At 67.4% G+C, this 16,152-nt stretch carries 8 protein-coding genes; 3 read left to right on the top strand and 5 right to left on the bottom strand.

Annotated elements, in window-relative coordinates:
- Position 1 precedes the first annotated feature (1 nt).
- Positions 2-1,468, bottom strand: coding sequence for a type VII secretion integral membrane protein EccD (gene eccD, locus AC5WS7_RS29080; protein ID WP_495957796.1), 1,467 nt, complete (start codon positions 1,466-1,468; stop codon positions 2-4).
- Positions 1,469-1,640: 172 nt separating this feature from the next.
- On the opposite strand from eccD, the gene eccCa reads away from it, so the two are divergent.
- Positions 1,641-5,672: a type VII secretion protein EccCa gene (gene eccCa, locus AC5WS7_RS29075; protein WP_495957795.1), complete on the top strand. Its 4,032-nt coding sequence runs from the start codon at positions 1,641-1,643 to the stop codon at positions 5,670-5,672.
- Positions 5,654-7,120 (top strand): type VII secretion-associated protein, encoded by a 1,467-nt coding sequence (locus AC5WS7_RS29070; RefSeq protein ID WP_495957794.1) that lies wholly within the window; start codon positions 5,654-5,656, stop codon positions 7,118-7,120. Before eccCa ends, AC5WS7_RS29070 begins: the two co-directional genes overlap by 19 nt.
- On the opposite strand, the gene AC5WS7_RS29065 is transcribed toward AC5WS7_RS29070, so the two are convergent.
- The 4 genes from AC5WS7_RS29065 to AC5WS7_RS29050 form a co-directional block, all read right to left on the bottom strand.
- Positions 7,110-9,053 carry an ATP-binding cassette domain-containing protein gene (locus tag AC5WS7_RS29065; protein ID WP_495957793.1) on the bottom strand — a complete coding sequence of 648 codons (1,944 nt, stop codon included), beginning with the start codon at positions 9,051-9,053 and terminating at the stop codon, positions 7,110-7,112. The genes AC5WS7_RS29070 and AC5WS7_RS29065 overlap by 11 nt on opposite strands.
- A gap of 58 nt (positions 9,054-9,111) precedes the next feature.
- On the bottom strand, positions 9,112-10,260 hold the full coding sequence (locus AC5WS7_RS29060) for a type III polyketide synthase (protein ID WP_495957977.1): 1,149 nt from the start codon (positions 10,258-10,260) through the stop codon (positions 9,112-9,114).
- A 113-nt stretch (positions 10,261-10,373) separates the two neighbouring features.
- Positions 10,374-11,837 (bottom strand): fatty acid desaturase, encoded by a 1,464-nt coding sequence (locus tag AC5WS7_RS29055; protein WP_495957792.1) that lies wholly within the window; start codon positions 11,835-11,837, stop codon positions 10,374-10,376.
- 320 nt (positions 11,838-12,157) lie between these two features.
- A complete protein-coding gene (locus AC5WS7_RS29050) occupies positions 12,158-13,003 on the bottom strand; it encodes an LppX_LprAFG lipoprotein (RefSeq protein WP_495957791.1) in 846 nt (281 codons plus the stop codon).
- Between the two features lie 469 nt (positions 13,004-13,472).
- Between AC5WS7_RS29050 and AC5WS7_RS29045 the strand changes: the two genes are divergently transcribed.
- On the top strand, positions 13,473-15,785 hold the full coding sequence (locus tag AC5WS7_RS29045) for an MFS transporter (protein ID WP_495957790.1): 2,313 nt from the start codon (positions 13,473-13,475) through the stop codon (positions 15,783-15,785).
- Positions 15,786-16,152 lie beyond the last annotated feature (367 nt).

The following is a 16,152-nucleotide window of genomic DNA, read 5'->3' as shown; positions in this document are numbered from 1 at the left end:
CTCAGAGCGAGAGCGAGCGGATGATCGAATACAGATCGGCCACCCAGAAGGCCAGCGGCAGAATCGCGGCGACGAAGCCGTATTCGAGCAGTTCCACCGCGCGGCGCATGGGCGGGGTCGCGGTCTGGTTCGGTATCACCAGACCGCAGATCAGCGCCCCGATCAGCAGGATCATCGCCGCGCCGAAGACCGCCAGCGGCTGCGACTGGGTGAAGGCCGCGCCGAGCATCACCGCGAGCAGAATGGCCGCGCCGCCGCCGATCAGCACCACGGCCAGTTCGGCACTGGCGTAGGTCCGGCTGCGGAACAGCAGCACCACCGCGGCGACCAGCGCCAGCGCGATACCGGGCCAGAACGGGCTGTGCGCACCGGGGTTGCAACCGGCCAGCGCGCCGACCACGGTGACCAGCGTGGTCGCACCGACCATGCCGCCCAGGTACATTCGCGCTCGTTCGGACTTCTCGCGCAGCACCTCCATGGTCGGCAGCGCGCGGTGGTCGTCCGGATCGTCCTCGGTCGGGTCGATCGGGGTGCCGGGCGAGGGGACCGGCGGCAGCGGCAATTTGGCCAGCAGCATCGACACCCGCGGCGCGAGCGACAGCGCGCCGAGGGCCAGTACGGCCGCACCGGCTCCGATGGCCCGGGTCGGCTGCGAGGTCAGCAGGCCGACCAGCGCGGCCACGACCGCGAACAGCGACACCGTGGTCGCGCCGATGAACAGCGCCAGCCCCACGCCGCTGACCCGCCAGGCCAGAACCGCCGTCGCGCCGAACAACACCGAACCCAACAGGATGTTCGCCCAGCCGTAGTGGTGATGCTGCAGTGGCACCAGCAGCATGCCCGCGGCGAACGCGGCGGGCAGCGAGCAGCCGCCCACGACGATCGCCGTCGCGACATCCCCGTACATGCGGCTGAGCACCGTGCCGGCGACGACCAGCAGGATGGTCAGGAAGGCCGCGACCGCGCCGGAGATCCAGCCGGGCATGGCATTCGGCGCGGCGAGCAGGCCGACGCAGCCGACGATCATGGTCAGCACGGCGATGGCCGAACCGGAGATCCGCGCCATGCGCGGAGACCAGGAGCGGAAGTTGTCGCCGTCGGCGATGGCGACGTTGTACATGATGTCGTCGAACAGCGGTGTCGGCGCGACGTGGTCGGCGCTCTCGAGCATCAGCAGTTCGCCGTCGCGCACGCCCTGCTCGCCCAGGCTCAGCGAATTGGAGAACGGCGGCTGCCCGATTCGGGCCAGAACCCATTCGGCGGGCTGGAATTTCTCGCCGCTGGTATCGAAATCATTGGTCTTGCTGTGCTGGGCGACCATGTCCACCACGCTGGGAATGACCAGTGCCACCGGCACATCCACCGGAATCGCCATGTCGACCTGCGTGTGCTTGGCCAGAATCGTGACCCGGGCCAGATCCGGCGCACGGACGATCCCCCGCGTGGAATCGTCTTCGATATGGCTCATTCGCGCATGCGTCACGCTGCCCCCAACTCCGTCTCTACCTGGTGTTTCCGCAAGCGCGCGAGTTGCGATCGCGCGGCTGGCCCGTGCAGAATGCCTCCCGAACTGTACGACATGTCGGCCGTGACCTCTACACTGAGGCCGCACCATGCCGCCGAAGGGGGAGCTTCAGTCGATGAGCACAGTCCGTTTCCAGCGTCGCCAGCGCCGGGAGGTGCCACGTTCACCCGGCGGCGAGGTCACGCTGCAGCCGCCTCCGGAGATCCCCCGCTCCATTCCCGGCGGCCTGCTCGGCAAGCTGATGCCCGTCGTGATGGTGGTCGGCATGGTCGGCATGATGGCGGTCATGTTCACCAAAAGTGGTGGCATAGGGTCGAATCCGACCGCGCTGATGTTCCCGATGATGATGGTCTTCTCGATGGTCGGCATGTTCACCCAGGGAGGTGGCAAGGGCCAGAAGGCCGCCGAGGCCAACGAGGACCGCAAGGATTATCTGCGTTATCTCGACCAGGTCCGCAAGGACGTCGACGAGACCGCGCGGCAGCAGCGGGCCGCGGTGGAGTGGAGTCATCCCGAACCGGGCCTGATCTGGATGCTCGCGGGTACCAGCCGGATGTGGGAGCGCCGCCCCGGCGACAAGGACTTCTGCCACGCCCGCATCGGCCTGGGCGGTCAGCGCCTGGCCACGCGGCTGGTGTCCCCGGAGACCGGTCCGGTCGAGGAGCTCGAGCCGATCGCCGCGGTCTCGCTGCGTCGCTTCGTACGCACTCATTCCACCGTGCCGGATCTGGCCACGGCCATCGCGGTCAAGGGTTTCGCGACCATCCAGCTCAACGGTGACCGCGCCCAGGCTCGCGATATGACGCGCGCGATGTTGTTGCAGCTGTGCATGTTCCAGGCCCCGGATCAGGTCCTGGTCGCGGTGGTGGCCGGTCCGGACACGATCGCGGAGTGGGAGTGGACCAAATGGTTGCCGCACACCCAGCATCCGGAATCGCAGGACGGCGTCGGTACCGAACGCATGGTGTACGGCTCGGTCCGGGAGATGACGGCCGGCCTGAATCCGTTGGTGCACAACCGCGTCCGGTACTCGCGTAATCAACCGGCCAATCAGAATCTGACCCATATCGTCGTCGTGGTGGACGGCGGCCTGCTCGAGGCCGAAGAGGATGCGCTGCGCGAATCCGGCTACGAGGGCGTCACCATCATCGATCTGTGCAATTACGCTCCGCGCCTTGCGGTTTCGCGTGGCATCCAGATGGTGGTGGAGAACGGCGAATGCGTCGGCCGCGGCGCCACCGGCAATATGGAGCGGTTCGCGGTGATCGACCGGATCAGCGCGCGCCAGGCCGAGCAGGTCGCCCGCCGTCTCGCGCCGTTCCGGGTGGTCGCCCAGACCGGCGGAGAAACCGCCTCGGAGCAGGGCGGCGAGGCCATCACCTCGTGGGCGCAGATGCTCGGACTGGGTGATATCGGCACGTTCAGTCCGGAAAGTCAGTGGAAGCCGCGCTACGGCCAGGACCGGTTGCGGGTGCCCTTCGGTGTCGGTGCGGACGGGCTGCCGGTCTTCCTGGACATCAAGGAGGCCGCGGAGAACGGTATGGGCCCGCATGGCCTGTGCATCGGCGCTACCGGTTCGGGTAAGTCGGAATTCCTTCGCACCCTTGTGCTCTCGATGATCGCGTTGCATTCGCCCGATCAGCTGAATCTGGTTCTGGTCGACTTCAAGGGTGGTGCGACCTTCCTGGGGCTCGACGGGGTGCCGCATGTCGCGGCCATCGTCACCAACCTGGAGGAGGAGGCCGACCTGGTCGACCGGATGAAGTATGCCCTCGACGGTGAGATGAACCGCCGTCAGGAGCTGCTGCGTACGGCGGGCAACTTCGCCAATGTCGGCGAATACGAGAAAGCCCGCGCCGCGGGCGCCGATCTGGATCCGCTGCCCGCGCTGTTTGTCGTGCTCGACGAGTTCTCCGAACTACTGCAGCAGCATCCGGATTTCGCGGACCTGTTCACGATGATCGGCCGCCTGGGCCGCTCGCTGCAGGTCCACATCCTGTTGGCCTCCCAGCGTCTGGAGGAGGGCAAGCTCCGGGGCCTCGATTCCCACCTGTCCTACAAGATCGGCCTGAAAACCTTCTCCGCCAACGAATCCCGGCAGGTGCTGGGTGTTCCGGACGCGTACAACCTGCCGCCCACTCCGGGTGGCGGTTATCTCAAGGCCGGTGACGGCGAGATCCGGCGTTTCCAGGCGTCGTACGTCTCGGGGCCGTACGTCGGCGGCGGCTCGCAGCGCGCGGTCACCCAGGCAGGCATCCAGGGCGGCGAGATCGATATCCATGCCCGCGTTTTCAGTGCCGGTCACGTGGATTTCCGCCCCAGCGACCGCATTCCGGTGGCGGCTGCGCCGGAACTGACCCAGGAAGCCATCACGGGCGAGGACGGGGAGGAGATCTCCAACCTCGATATGCTGGTCTCCCGGATCCGCGGGCACGGCCGCCCGGCGCACGCGATCTGGTTGCCGCCGCTGGACGAGGCGCCGACCATGGATTTCCTGTTGCCGCGTTCCATTCTGACCGGCGACATCCCGCAGGTCGCCTCGCTGTGCGTGCCGATCGGCATCGTCGACCGCCCGTATCACCAGCGTCGCGATCCGTTCACCGTCGACCTGTCCGGCGTCGGCGGCAACGTGGCCGTGGTGGGTGGTCCGCAGTCGGGTAAGTCGACCGCACTGCGGTCGCTGATCATGGCGATGGCGTTGAGCCACACCGCCGAACAGGTGCAGTTCTACTGCCTGGACTTCGGCGGCGGTACGTTGATCAGCCTCGAGGGCCTGCCGCACGTCGGTTCGGTCGCGGGCCGTCTGGACGAGGAGAAGGTGCGGCGCACCCTGTCCGAGATGCACAGCATCGTGCGGTCGCGCGAAATGCGGTTCCGGCAGCTGGGCATCGAGTCCATGTCCGAATTCCGCCGGCTGCGCGGCGCCGATCCGGCCGGGAATTCGGCGGCGGCCGGTGTGCAGGAGGACTCGTTCGGCGACGTTTTCCTGGTCATCGATGGTTTCAGCACCATCCGCCAGGACTTCGACTCGCTCGAACAGGGCATCATGAACCTGGCCGTGCAGGGTCTGTCGTACGGCGTGCACGTGGTCATCGCGTTGAACGCCTGGCGTGAGGCCAAACCGGCGCTCAAGGACCAGATCGGCACCCGCATCGAACTGCGGCTCGGTGATCCGATGGACTCCGACCTGGGCCGCAAGTTCGCCGCACTGGTTCCGAAGGGGCGTCCCGGCCGCGGTATGACCGCCGAGACCCTGCACATGCTGACCGCGCTGCCGCGTATCGACGGCGATCCGAACCCGGAGACGCTCAGTACCGGTGTGGCCCAAGCGGTCGCGGCGCTGCGGCAGATGACCCCGGGCCGTCCGGCCCCGCGGGTGCGCCAGCTGCCCGAGCGGCTGGATCGCCAGGAACTCCTGCGCCTGGCCGGCAACTGGGCGGGTGATCCGTCGCAGAAGTGCATGCGGTTCCCGATCGGTATCAACGAATCCGAGCTGGCCCCGGTGTTCATCGACTTCAACGTCAGCCCGCACCTCGTCATCGTCGGTGATGAATCGGGTAAGACCACCCTGCTGCGCTCGATCGCGGAGGGCATCATCGCCTCCAACACACCCGGTCAGGCGCGCATCATCATGGGTGACTACCGTCGCAGCATGCTGGGTCTACTTCCACAGCATTACCTGGCTGGATACGGTTCGACCGCATCGCAATTCACAGAGAATATGGCCGATTTGGCGGCTTATCTGGAGAAGCGGGCCCCGGGCCCGGACGTGACGCCCCAGCAGCTGCGGGACCGATCCTGGTGGGACGGCCCGGAGATCTACGTCATGGTCGACGAATACGACCTGGTCGCCGGTTCCGCCGGCAACCCGGTGCAGGCGCTGCACGAACATCTCGCGAACGCACGCGATGTCGGTTTCCACCTCATCATCGCCCGGCGCGCGGGCGGTGCCAGCCGTGCGATGTACGAGCCGGTGATCGCACGCATCAAGGATCTGGGCTCGAATGCTCTGATCATGAACGGCAGTCGGGACGAGGGTGTGCTGTGGGGCCAGGCCCGTCCATCGGCCATGCCGGCCGGACGCGGTATCTACGTCACCCGGAAGGGCCAGGAACTCATCCAGACCGGATGGATGCCGCTCGTCTGATGTCGATCGTGGACATAGTGCTGACCGACACACGAGTGTGGGCGCGCAGCGAGTCGACGCACTGGGATGGTCCGCCATCGATCGTTCCGGCCAGTGATGGCAGGAGTCTCGTTGTCGGAGAACAGCTTCGGCCGCAGTACCCCGCGGTGTCGATGGTTCGGATGGCCGCGGCGGACCGGATCGCCTTCGCGCCGACGTTGCCGTCGGTCACCGATGCCTGGGCGGTGACGCTGGGCGCGGTGCTGACCAATCTGCAGTTGCCCACCCCGTGCGAGCGGCTCACCATCGCGGGCCCTTCGGCATGGGGGCGTCGGCGGCGAGCGGAGCTGGAGACCGCGGCCCGGCGACTGGTCTCGCAGGTGACGGTCGAGCCGCTGGCCCGTCGCGCCGCATCGCTGGGAGCCAGTACCGCCCAGCAGCAGCGGATCGCCGTGCTGGAACTGGACCCGCTCTCCACCACCGTGACGTTGGTCGGCCGGTCCGGGCAGGACACCTGGATCGAATCGTGTGAGTGCGAACCGTCCGTCGGCCTGGCCGATGTCGAGGAGGGCCACGGCCTGCCGGGTGTCGTCGGCGTCATCGCCCGGCTGCTCGCCGGTCAGGCCCCGACCTATCTGCTGGCCCTCGGCGTGACGGACCGGGGCCTGCTCGACGCGCTGACCGCAACCCTGGCCGAACAGTGCGGCTTCCCGGTCGATGTGCGTCCGCTCACCGGTGTCGAGCTGATCCGCGGTGCCCACCCGGGGATGCCGATGCCCCTCGGGCCGACCGCTCGGCCGCCCGGTGCGCCGGGCTCCCGGTCGACGCCGACGGAGTTCGATTCCCTGCACGAGCACGCGCTGGCCACCCAGCCGCCGCGGCGGGGCCCGAGCCGGTTGCTCATCGCCGCCGCCGCGGTGATCGCGTTGCTGCTCGTCGGCGTGGGCGTGACGGTCGCGCTGACCCGGTCCAACTCGTCCCACGCCACCGCCGAGGCCGAATCAACCGGTCCCGCAACGCCTTCGGCAGCGGCGACCAGCGTGTCCCGGCCGACCGCGCAGACCTTCGGCCGGGTCCAGGCGCAGATCCCCGCCGGCTGGCATATCGCCTCGCATCTCGGCGACCGCGTCGACCTGTCGCCGAATGATGGTGCGCGCGAACGCATCACGCTGATCCAGAAGACGCTCAACCCGGGCGCCGGCCTGGCCGACGTCGCCGACACCCTGGACGCGCAGATCAAACGCCGCCCGGCAGGCCAGGTGAGCGACCTGCGGCGCGACGCGGTCTTCGGTGATCGACCCGGCCTGTCCTATCAGGAATCCCCAGGCGACGGGACCACCGTCCGCTGGCAGATCCTCGTGGACGCCGGCCTCCAGGCCAGCGTCGGCTGCCAGTACGTCCAGGGCAACTGGCAGCCCATCGCCGATCCGTGCGAACAGTTCGTCCACGATCTGCGCATCACCGGATAGCGGGAGCCGTCGCGGCGGTCGCCTCCACGATCTTGCCGAAGTCCAGCTTGACGATCTGATCGGCGCAGTCGAAATAGCGGTCGTCGTGGGTGATCACGATGACCGTCTTGCCGCGGCGTTTCAGTCCCGCCAGGATCTCGGTGTAGAACACCTCGCGGAACCTGGGCTCCTGATCGGCGGCCCATTCGTCGAAGACGTAGATCTGCCGATCCTCGAGCAGCGCGGTGAGCAGGGCCAGGCGTTTGCGCTGTCCCTGGGACAGGGCGAGGGTGGACAGCTTGCCGTCCCGCACGGTCACCTTGTGTGCGATCTGCAACTCTTCCAGATATCCGCGCACCTCCTCATCGATTCCTGGACGGTCGAAGCCCAGATAGTCCTCGAACAGATGGAAATCGGTGAACACCGCCGATGAGTTCTGCCGGAACCACTCGATGTTCTCGTGATCGATCCGCTCGTCACCGAGCGAGATCGAGCCGGTTCGCGGCACGTAGAGACCCGTGATCAGCTTGGCCAGAGTCGATTTGCCGCTGCCGTTACCGCCGATGACGAAGCTGATCTGCCCGGGCTCGAAGACCAGATCCAGCGGTCCGAGCGCGAAGCCACCATCGTCGCCGGGCTCGTGCGGACCGGCCGGCGGCGGGGCCATCGGCACCGGCCGGTCGTCCGGACGACGGTGATCCAGATGCCGTCGCCCGTTGACGTCCGGACGAGCGGCACCGGGCGGCCGGGCGCCGGGTGGCGGCGGCAGCGGCGCGCCCGCCGGCCGCCCATCGGGTGCGTGCGCCGGTCGGCCATTGTGCGCGTCCGCGAGATGTCCACCGCGCGAACGTTTCTCGCCGCGACCGGGACCGCCGGGCAGCGGCGGCATTCCGGGCGGGGGCGGCGCACCCGGAATCGGCGGCACCGGCGGCGGCGCCTCGGTCCGGTAGCTGTATGCGACGTTCGTCAGCACCAGCGGCACCTGGCCCGCGGGCGGGCGCTCGGTGTACGGCAGCGCCTCCTCGTCGTGCAAGGTCTCCATGGACAGGTTCATGGTGCGGATCTTCGCCAGCGCGACGTCACCGCGAACCAGGTCCGGGATGCGATGCATGAAGTTCTGCATCGGCATCGCCAGGAAGGTCGTCACCAGCACGTAACCGACCATCACATCCAGCGACAGATGCAGCGCCGAGGCCAGGACGAACAGGATCACCGCCATGGTGCCCAGTTGCAGCAGCTGCCCGAAGCCTTGTGCCAGTGAGAATTTCGAGCCCGCCGCCACATTGCGGGCCCGCACGTCCCGGGCCGATCCGAGCAGGTGCCGGTCCATGAAGTCACGGCGACGCCCCCGGTGCAGTTTGAGTTCCTTGATGCCCAGGGTGACCGCCTGGAACGAGCCCAGCAGTCCGTCCTCGTGCTCGCGCGCGGCCCGGTACAGTACCCGCACCCGCTTGAGAACCAGTTCGACACAGGCGATTCCGAGCAGCGTGCCCGCGATCGTCACGGCGAAGATCGGACCGGAGACGATCGCGAGGAATACGAAACATCCCACGATGGTCGCCACGTCGACGCAGATGCTCGGGATCGCGGTGACCGCCTCGGACAGCGAACGCACGTCCTCGGTCAGTGTCGCCATGAGGCGGTGGGTGCCCAGGCGCTCGAGGTGTTCCAGTGGGGCGGAGACGATTCCGGTGCTCAGGTCCGCGCGCAGCCGGTAGATCGCGTCCTGGGCCAGCCGGATCAGCAGCAGTTGCGACAGCACGCCGCTGACCAGGATGACCACGCCGGCCAGCACGAAACTGGTGATGGTGACCGGCGGATGCGGCGGCGGTGACACGACCCCCCGGATCAATGTCACCAGATAGGTGTTCGCCACACCGCAGACCAGTCCGGCGGCGATGACGGTGGTGATCCGCACCCAGGAGATCGAGATCAGAAAACGGATGAGTTGCATGATGATGCTGCGTCTTTCGGCTCGGGCAGTCCGAGGACTCGGGCGGGGTCGCGGCGCACTAGCGGCGGATGATGTCGAAGATCATCCCCTCGAGGGTGACTCCGGGCGCGAAGGAGAAGGCGACGCCGGTGGATATCGGCTTCGCGGAACCGGCCCGGACCATCTCCTCGAGGACGAAGATCAGCGAGACGCTGAGCATATTTCCGTACCGGGCTAGCACATCCCAGCTCGGTGCGGCCTGTTCGGCCGGGATGCCCAGGGACCGCGCGGACTCCTCGATGATCTTCGGCCCACCCGGGTGGATGGCCCACAGGTCGACATCGGATTTCCGTAACCCGTTGCGCTCGAGCATCTTTCCGATGACCGGATCGACTCCGGTATAGATGTAGCGCGGCAGCTGTTCGGACAGCTCGCAGGTGATGCCGTGATGGTTGACGCCCAGCACGATGCCGTCCTCGGCGTCGTCCAGCAGATGGCTGAAGCTGTCCCGTATCACCACCCGTCCGGGCGCGAGAGGCTGATGCACCTGACCCGCCCCGATGACGACCGCGCCGCAGCCGTCGCCGAACAGGCTGTGCGTGATCACGTCGTTGATATCGTCGTCGAACACGGCGTTGACCGAGCTCAGCTCGAGGCAGATCACCAGCGACTTCTTGTCCGGATGCGCGCGAACGTAATCCACGGCGGTGCGCACGGCGTTCATGGCCGCGGCGCAGCCCATGAAATTCACCATCACCCGGCCCACGGTGGGGGACAGGCCCAGCTGTTTGACGACCGCGACGTCCACACCGGGCGCGATGAGGCCGGTGCTGGTGGCGAAGATCAGCTGCCCGATCTCCTCGGCCGGGTCGTCCAGGCCCGCCACCGCGCGTCCGGCGACCTCGACCGCGAGCGGAACCGCGTGCCGGAAGAACAGATTCATCCGATCGCGAATGGTCGCGGGTTCGCGGCTGAATTCGAGGAATTCCGGGTCGAGCGGGTCGACCGCGAGCTGCCGGGTGCGCACCATCGTCTTGGCGTAGATCCGCGGAATGCGCGCTCGCTGGGCGGGATCGGCGAACAGCGCGGCCACCTGCTCGGCGGAGGCGGCCTGGTCCATGACCCGGCCGGGGGCGCCGGTGGCGATGGATTCGATGACGCCCACCGTGGTCGGCGGCGCGGGCGGCAACTGGGCCAGGCCGTGCTCACCGGCTGCCTCGGGCCGGATCGCTCCGTCCGGGCGAGCGCCCCCCGCATCGAACGTGGTATAGCTCACGAATTCTCCCCTTCTGATGAAACATCCACACGCCGGAATCGTGGCGCGGTGATTGCGAAACCTGTTTACACCGTTCCGATTCCGGTGAATCCCTGCACCATGTAGACCGCGCAGGTCTTGAGCGCGCCCGGTGCGAGATGCTCGCGGACGAATCCCCAATCGCGTTCCTGCGCATCGCGTGAGGGGGCGAGCAGATAGGTGCGGCACTGCTTCGGGAAACGGTCGGTGAAGAAACTCTTCGCCGGAAGCCATTCGACGCCGAATTTCGCCGCCTCCTCGCGCACCACGTCCTCGGTGGCGATATTGGCGAATCCGCTGCGCTGGAACGGCAATACGTGATGCACGCGGTGCGAGCTCAGTCCCGCGGACAGGAAGCAGTCGAGGTAGCGGTTGCCGACCACGGTCAGGTCGTAGGCCTGTTCGAGCTGGTTGACCGCCCAGTCCTCGGTATCGGCCTCGGGCAGTTCGCCGACCTCCTCCTCGAAGTCGTGGCTCGCCACGACCAGGAAGGTGCTGATCCACAGCGTGATCACGAATTGCAGTGCCCAGGCCCAGAAATCGCCCGCCACCGCGAAGGCGACGAGTTCGCCCAACAGCAGGAATCGCACCGCGAAGGAGCCGATGAAATGCGGCAGCGCGCCGCCCCAGGTGCCGTACATGTCCTTGACGCCGACCTTGCGGGTCAGGCGGCACACGTCCAGCAGGCGGATCGTCATCCCGGTGACGGTGTGCCCGAACTTGTGCACGGTGTGCACCGGGATCCGATAGGTCCGCGGTATGCGCATCATCATGGTGAAGACGTTCTTCTTGATGTCGACTTCACTCTGGGTGTGCGGATGGTGCAGCAGCGCGTGGCCGTCCGCGGTCACGAAAGACAAAGCCACATAATTGAAATCGAACGCGTTGGTGAATATCTTGTTGAGCCCCTTCTGGGCCCGGTGGATTCCGTAGTGGCCGAAACCGGCCAGGGAACTGCGCAGCAACACCATCGCGACGACGAACACCGGCAGCGGCACCCAACTGCGCTCGAACAGGCGCAGGCCCTCCACCGCGAAATAGGCGATGGTCAGCACGATCGCGACGATGTTGAACAGCTTGTCCATTCGATCCAGGCGGGCGGCGAGTTTCGGTTCGCGCAGGCGCGCCTTGATCTTGTGCAGCAGGTCGTTCTCGTCGTCGAAACGGTACTTCGGGGTATCGGTCCAGCTGTCGAAACCCTCGGTGAACAGGAAGTCCGGGGCGTTGTTCTTCGGGTGGACATCCTCGGGCAGGGCCTGGCGGTCCAGTGAGTACCGCTCGAGCATCCGCGCGATCCGCTCGGGTTCGCGATGATAGGAGCCGATGATGGAGGTGATGTCACGATTCTTCGTCCGGCCGATGAAGAATTCTCCCCCGGGATGCTTGGAAATCCAATCGCTCAGATCGTAAGCTTTGCCGTTGTAGATCCAGACATTGGAGACCGGCGGAGGTCCGTCGGGAATGGGAGGTCGGCTGAACTCCCGCTCCTGCACTTCCGGGCGGTCGGTCATCTCTCTTACCTCCATGTCTGATCGGCCCGTCGAGGCCGTGCTGCCGATCAGGTGCTGCGGCAGGCGTCGCGTTCGAGCGTCGTCGACGTTCAGATTCCGCGCGGCGCCTTGTATTTGACTGAATAATCCCTTAAGCGGGGCGAGATCGCGTTCCGGGGCCGGGATTCGGGCGCGGAACACCGCCGGCACTCACCGCGAGCCTGCGATTCGGCTGGGGCGGAACGATATTCGAGCCGGTCCAGGAAGGCGTACGGCAGCACGGTGCCGCCGTCACGCGATCCCGGACCGGCTCGCGGATCCGAACCGCCGGCTTCGGCGGATCAGCCGGCCGGCTTGGTCACGGTGACGGGCTTGGCCCAGTTGGACAGGTCGATCTTCGCGTTGCCCTTGTCCTTGGTCACCTGGGCCTGCACCAGATTCGGGCCGGTGCCCGGGGATGCGGCCGACGAGGGCAGGGTGGTCGCCGCGGCCGAGGACTTCGGCGGCGCGACATCGGTGATCCACAGGGTGATCGGCAGGCTGCCCTGGACCTTGTCGCCGATCTTCGGCACGACCGGATCGATCACGGTGGGGTCGATGGTGCCGGAGACCTTGACGGTGTTGACGCCGTTGATCGTCTCGCGCGCTTCGGCTTTCGCATCCTTCACGTGTGCGATGACGTTCGCGATGCCCTTGTCCTTGTCCAGGATGACGCCCGGGTCGTAGACCTTCTGGGTATCGCCGACCGGAACGTACTTGGTGCCGTCGCCGGAGACGTAGATCTTCTTGTCCACCGCCAGGAATTTGGTCTTGGTGAACTGGTCGCCTTCCTTGAGGCGGATGTTCGCCTCGCCGATCGCCTGCCCCGAGGGCTGGTTGGTGACATCGGCGGAGATGGTGTCGACCGGCAGGTTCGGGATGTCGCTGACCTTGATGTCCAGGTGGACCGAATGCAGGGTTTCGGTGGTCTTGGCCGATTCGGAGATCAGCTGCGCGCCGTCCGGGAGCTGGCTGGGCGGCGGCGCGGACGCGGTGCTCGAGGCGGAGGAGGACGAGGAGGAGTTCGAGCTGCAGCCGGTGACGAGCGCGCCGAGCAGTGCGCCCGCCACGACCGCCGCGCTCACCGTCTTCGCGGTGGTCCGCCGGACTCGGCGGACGGGTCGGTCGAGCGATTTCGGATCTGTCATGTGTCAACCCCCGGAGGTTCTTTGGGCACTCGGCTGAGATGCGCTGTCGCGACTCGCGTCGCAGTATGCAGTAACCCGCCGACGTACGCTCGGTCGAGCGGACACGGGCATTCAACCAGCACCGCCGCGCCGGTGTCGACCGGTTAGCCGAACTCGCGGGCGCCCGGATCATCACGGGAACGGCGGGTCACGACACGATTCGGGCCGAGCCCTGCGGCAATCGGTGTTTCACATCCGCCGGCGGGCGCCCGGTGCCCCCATGGATGGGAATTCGCGCATACCGGGAATTGATCTGTGCCGCAAGACGCTCCAAGTAGTGGCGGAGGCGCGGACGCATCGTCGAGCGGTATGTCCTCCTCCCGAGGCGCAGATCACAATTCTCATAGGGAGAGTTCAGCGGGGTTTCTGTTACCGTTGTCTAAACGGAGAATTCCTCCGCTTACGCTCTCCGGGGAGGACATCACATCTCATGGCGCTAGTGAAGACTCGCCCGCACTACAACGTCGTCTTCGCGGTGCTGCTGCTCGGAATCGCCGCGTACGCGATGCTTCAGTCGATGGTCGTGCCGGTGTTCTCGTTGTTGATTCCGGCCTTGCACACCACGCAGAACACCGCGACCTGGCTGATGACCGGTTACCTGCTCTCGGCCTCGGTGGCCACGCCGATTCTCGGCCGGATCGGCGACAAGGTCGGCAAGGAGCGGATGCTCGTCGTCACGCTGGTCGGGCTCACCGTCGGCTCGCTCATCGCGGCGCTCACCGATTCGGTGAGCGTGATGATCGTCGCCCGGGTGATCCAGGGGCTGGGCGGCGGCGTGATCCCGTTGGCGTTCGGCATCATTCGCGACGAGTTCCCGATAGCCAAGTTGAACGGCGCGGTGGGCATCGCCTCCTCGCTGATCGCCGTCGGCTCCGGAATCGGGCTGGTCCTGGCCGGTCCGATCGTCGATCACCTGAACTACCACTGGCTGTTCTGGATTCCGATGATCATGACGGCGGTGGCCGCTGTGGCCGCGGTGCTGTTCGTGCCCGAGTCGCCGGTGCGCAGTCCGGGCCGGATCAATTGGGGCGCTGCGATTCTGCTGTCCGCCTGGTTGGTCGCGCTGCTGCTCGCGGTGAGCAAGGGGCCGTCGTGGGGCTGGGGGTCGGGCATCACCCTGGGCCTGTTCGCCCTGACGGTGATCTGCGCGGTGGCGTGGGTCGTGGTCGAGATCCGTTCCGAGACACCGCTGATCGATATGACCACGATGCGGATCCCGGCGGTGTGGACGACCAATATCGTCGCGGTGCTGACCGGCGCCGCGATGTACGCGATGATGACGTTCCTGCCGCAGCTGCTGCAGACGCCGAAATCCGTTGCCGGCTACGGCCTCAGCGCGAGTATCACGCAATCCGGCCTGTACCTGCTGCCGTTGTCGGTGGCGATGTTCGTCATCGGACTGGCCATCGGCCCGCTGGCCGCGCGGCTGGGTTCCAAGGCGATCGTGTTGCTGGGCACCGTGATCACCGCGCCCGCCTTCTTCCTGCTGGCGCTCGGGCACGATCAGAGCTGGGAGATCTACCTGGCCGCGGCGTTGCTGGGAATCGGCATCGGCATGGCGTTCTCCTCGATGCCCGCCATCATCGTCGCCGCGGTGCCGCCCGCGCAGACCGGCGCGGCAACCGGGATGAACGCCAATGTCCGGACCGTCGGCGGCGCGATCGGCAGTGCGATCTCCTCGGTCATCCTGACCTCGGGCGCGCATGCGGCACACGGGCTTCCGGCCGATTCGGGATATGCCAACGTCTTCTGGTTCCTGGGCGGGGTTTCCGCCGCGGCGGCGGTGGTGAGCGTATTCGTTCCGTCCGGCCGGGCGCGGCCGGTGGGATCGGTGGAGCTCGCGCATTCGGCCGCGGAAGCGGAACTCGTTCCGGCGCAGCGGATTGTGGACGTCGCTCCGCTGCCCGGCGCTGCCGGTGCCGCGGACTCCGCTGTCGCGCGGTCGATCTCGGCCGCCGAACTCGACGCGGCCAGCGGCCCGTCGGTCGTGGGCCATGTGCGCCACGCCGGGGGCCGGCCGGTGCCCGGTGCCGCGCTGACCTTGATCGACCCGCGCGGACAACAGGTTTCGCGGGTCGCCAGCGATGCGGACGGCGGCTTTCTGGTCGCCGCGCCCGCGCCGGGCAACTACGTGCTGATCACCTCGGCGCACGGGCACCGGCCGGTCGCGGTCGGCGTCGCCGTGGGCGCGCGACCGCATCTGCTGACCGTCACGCTGCCGGGTTCGGGCGAGCTGACCGGAGTCGTTCGCGGCCCGGATGCCCGGCCGGTGGCCGGTGCGACGGTGACGTTGACCAATGCGCACGGTGAGGTGGTCGGGGCCGCGGTCACCGGTGCGGACGGCACGTACGGCTGCGGTGTCACGCCGGGTACGCACACCGTGGTCGTCGTGGCCGAGCACGCGCGTCCCGCCGCGAGCACGGTAGTCGTGCCCGAGAGCGGCGTGCTGCGGCACGATGTCGACCTCGCCCCGACCGCGACCCTGGCCGGTGCGGTGCAGGCCGGTGACCGCGTCGTTCCCGATGCCCAGGTGACCGTGCTGGACGAGACCGGCGAACTGGTCGCCACCGCTCGCACCGACGAGAGCGGCCGCTACCTGGTCCCCGACCTGCCCGAGGGCCGCTATGCCGTGGTCACCCGCGGTTATCCCTCGGTGGCCAGCAGCGTCCGGGTGACGGGTGAGCGCATCCATCACGACCTGGAGCTGGGTTACGACGAGGCGGCCACGCTGCCCGTCCGGTAGTCGCGGTCACGCTCGCAGCCCCGCCGGAACAACCACTGTCACAGAGGTTTCCGACGGGGCTGGCTGCTGTCGTATCGATGGAGCTGGATCTTCCGGTGCCGCCGGGGACCGTGACCGCATCACCGCCGCGGCTCCCGATCTGCGCCGCATCCGCGCGGAGATTCCGGCCGGTCGTTTCGGTGACCCCGTTCGACGACGAGGCAGGGTCGTCGCCGCCGGGAACGATTCGATACATACGCACGACGGCCGGCCGGTTCGACGTGCCAGGCGTCGGCACAGATGTCACCCCATCGACAGATGTGCTCGCGCCGCAAGTTCCCCGATGCCGATCGGCCGGCCGGGGCGGCGGCGCTGTGACCGAGGTCCG

The organism is Nocardia sp. PLKS1-43, assembly GCF_059510335.1.
Note: the sequence above shows the minus strand (reverse complement) of the source record. Positions and strands in the feature narration are given on the sequence as shown.

Excerpts from the sequence above, each read along its gene's own strand:
- eccD (WP_495957796.1), bottom strand. The coding sequence starts at position 1,468 with ATGAGCCATATCGAAGACGATTCCACGCGGGGGATCGTCCGTGCGCCG.
- eccCa (WP_495957795.1), top strand. The coding sequence starts at position 1,641 with ATGAGCACAGTCCGTTTCCAGCGTCGCCAGCGCCGGGAGGTGCCACGT.
- AC5WS7_RS29070 (WP_495957794.1), top strand. The coding sequence starts at position 5,654 with ATGGATGCCGCTCGTCTGATGTCGATCGTGGACATAGTGCTGACCGAC.
- AC5WS7_RS29065 (WP_495957793.1), bottom strand. The coding sequence starts at position 9,053 with ATGCAACTCATCCGTTTTCTGATCTCGATCTCCTGGGTGCGGATCACC.
- AC5WS7_RS29055 (WP_495957792.1), bottom strand. The coding sequence starts at position 11,837 with ATGACCGACCGCCCGGAAGTGCAGGAGCGGGAGTTCAGCCGACCTCCC.
- AC5WS7_RS29050 (WP_495957791.1), bottom strand. The coding sequence starts at position 13,003 with ATGACAGATCCGAAATCGCTCGACCGACCCGTCCGCCGAGTCCGGCGG.
- AC5WS7_RS29045 (WP_495957790.1), top strand. The coding sequence starts at position 13,473 with ATGGCGCTAGTGAAGACTCGCCCGCACTACAACGTCGTCTTCGCGGTG.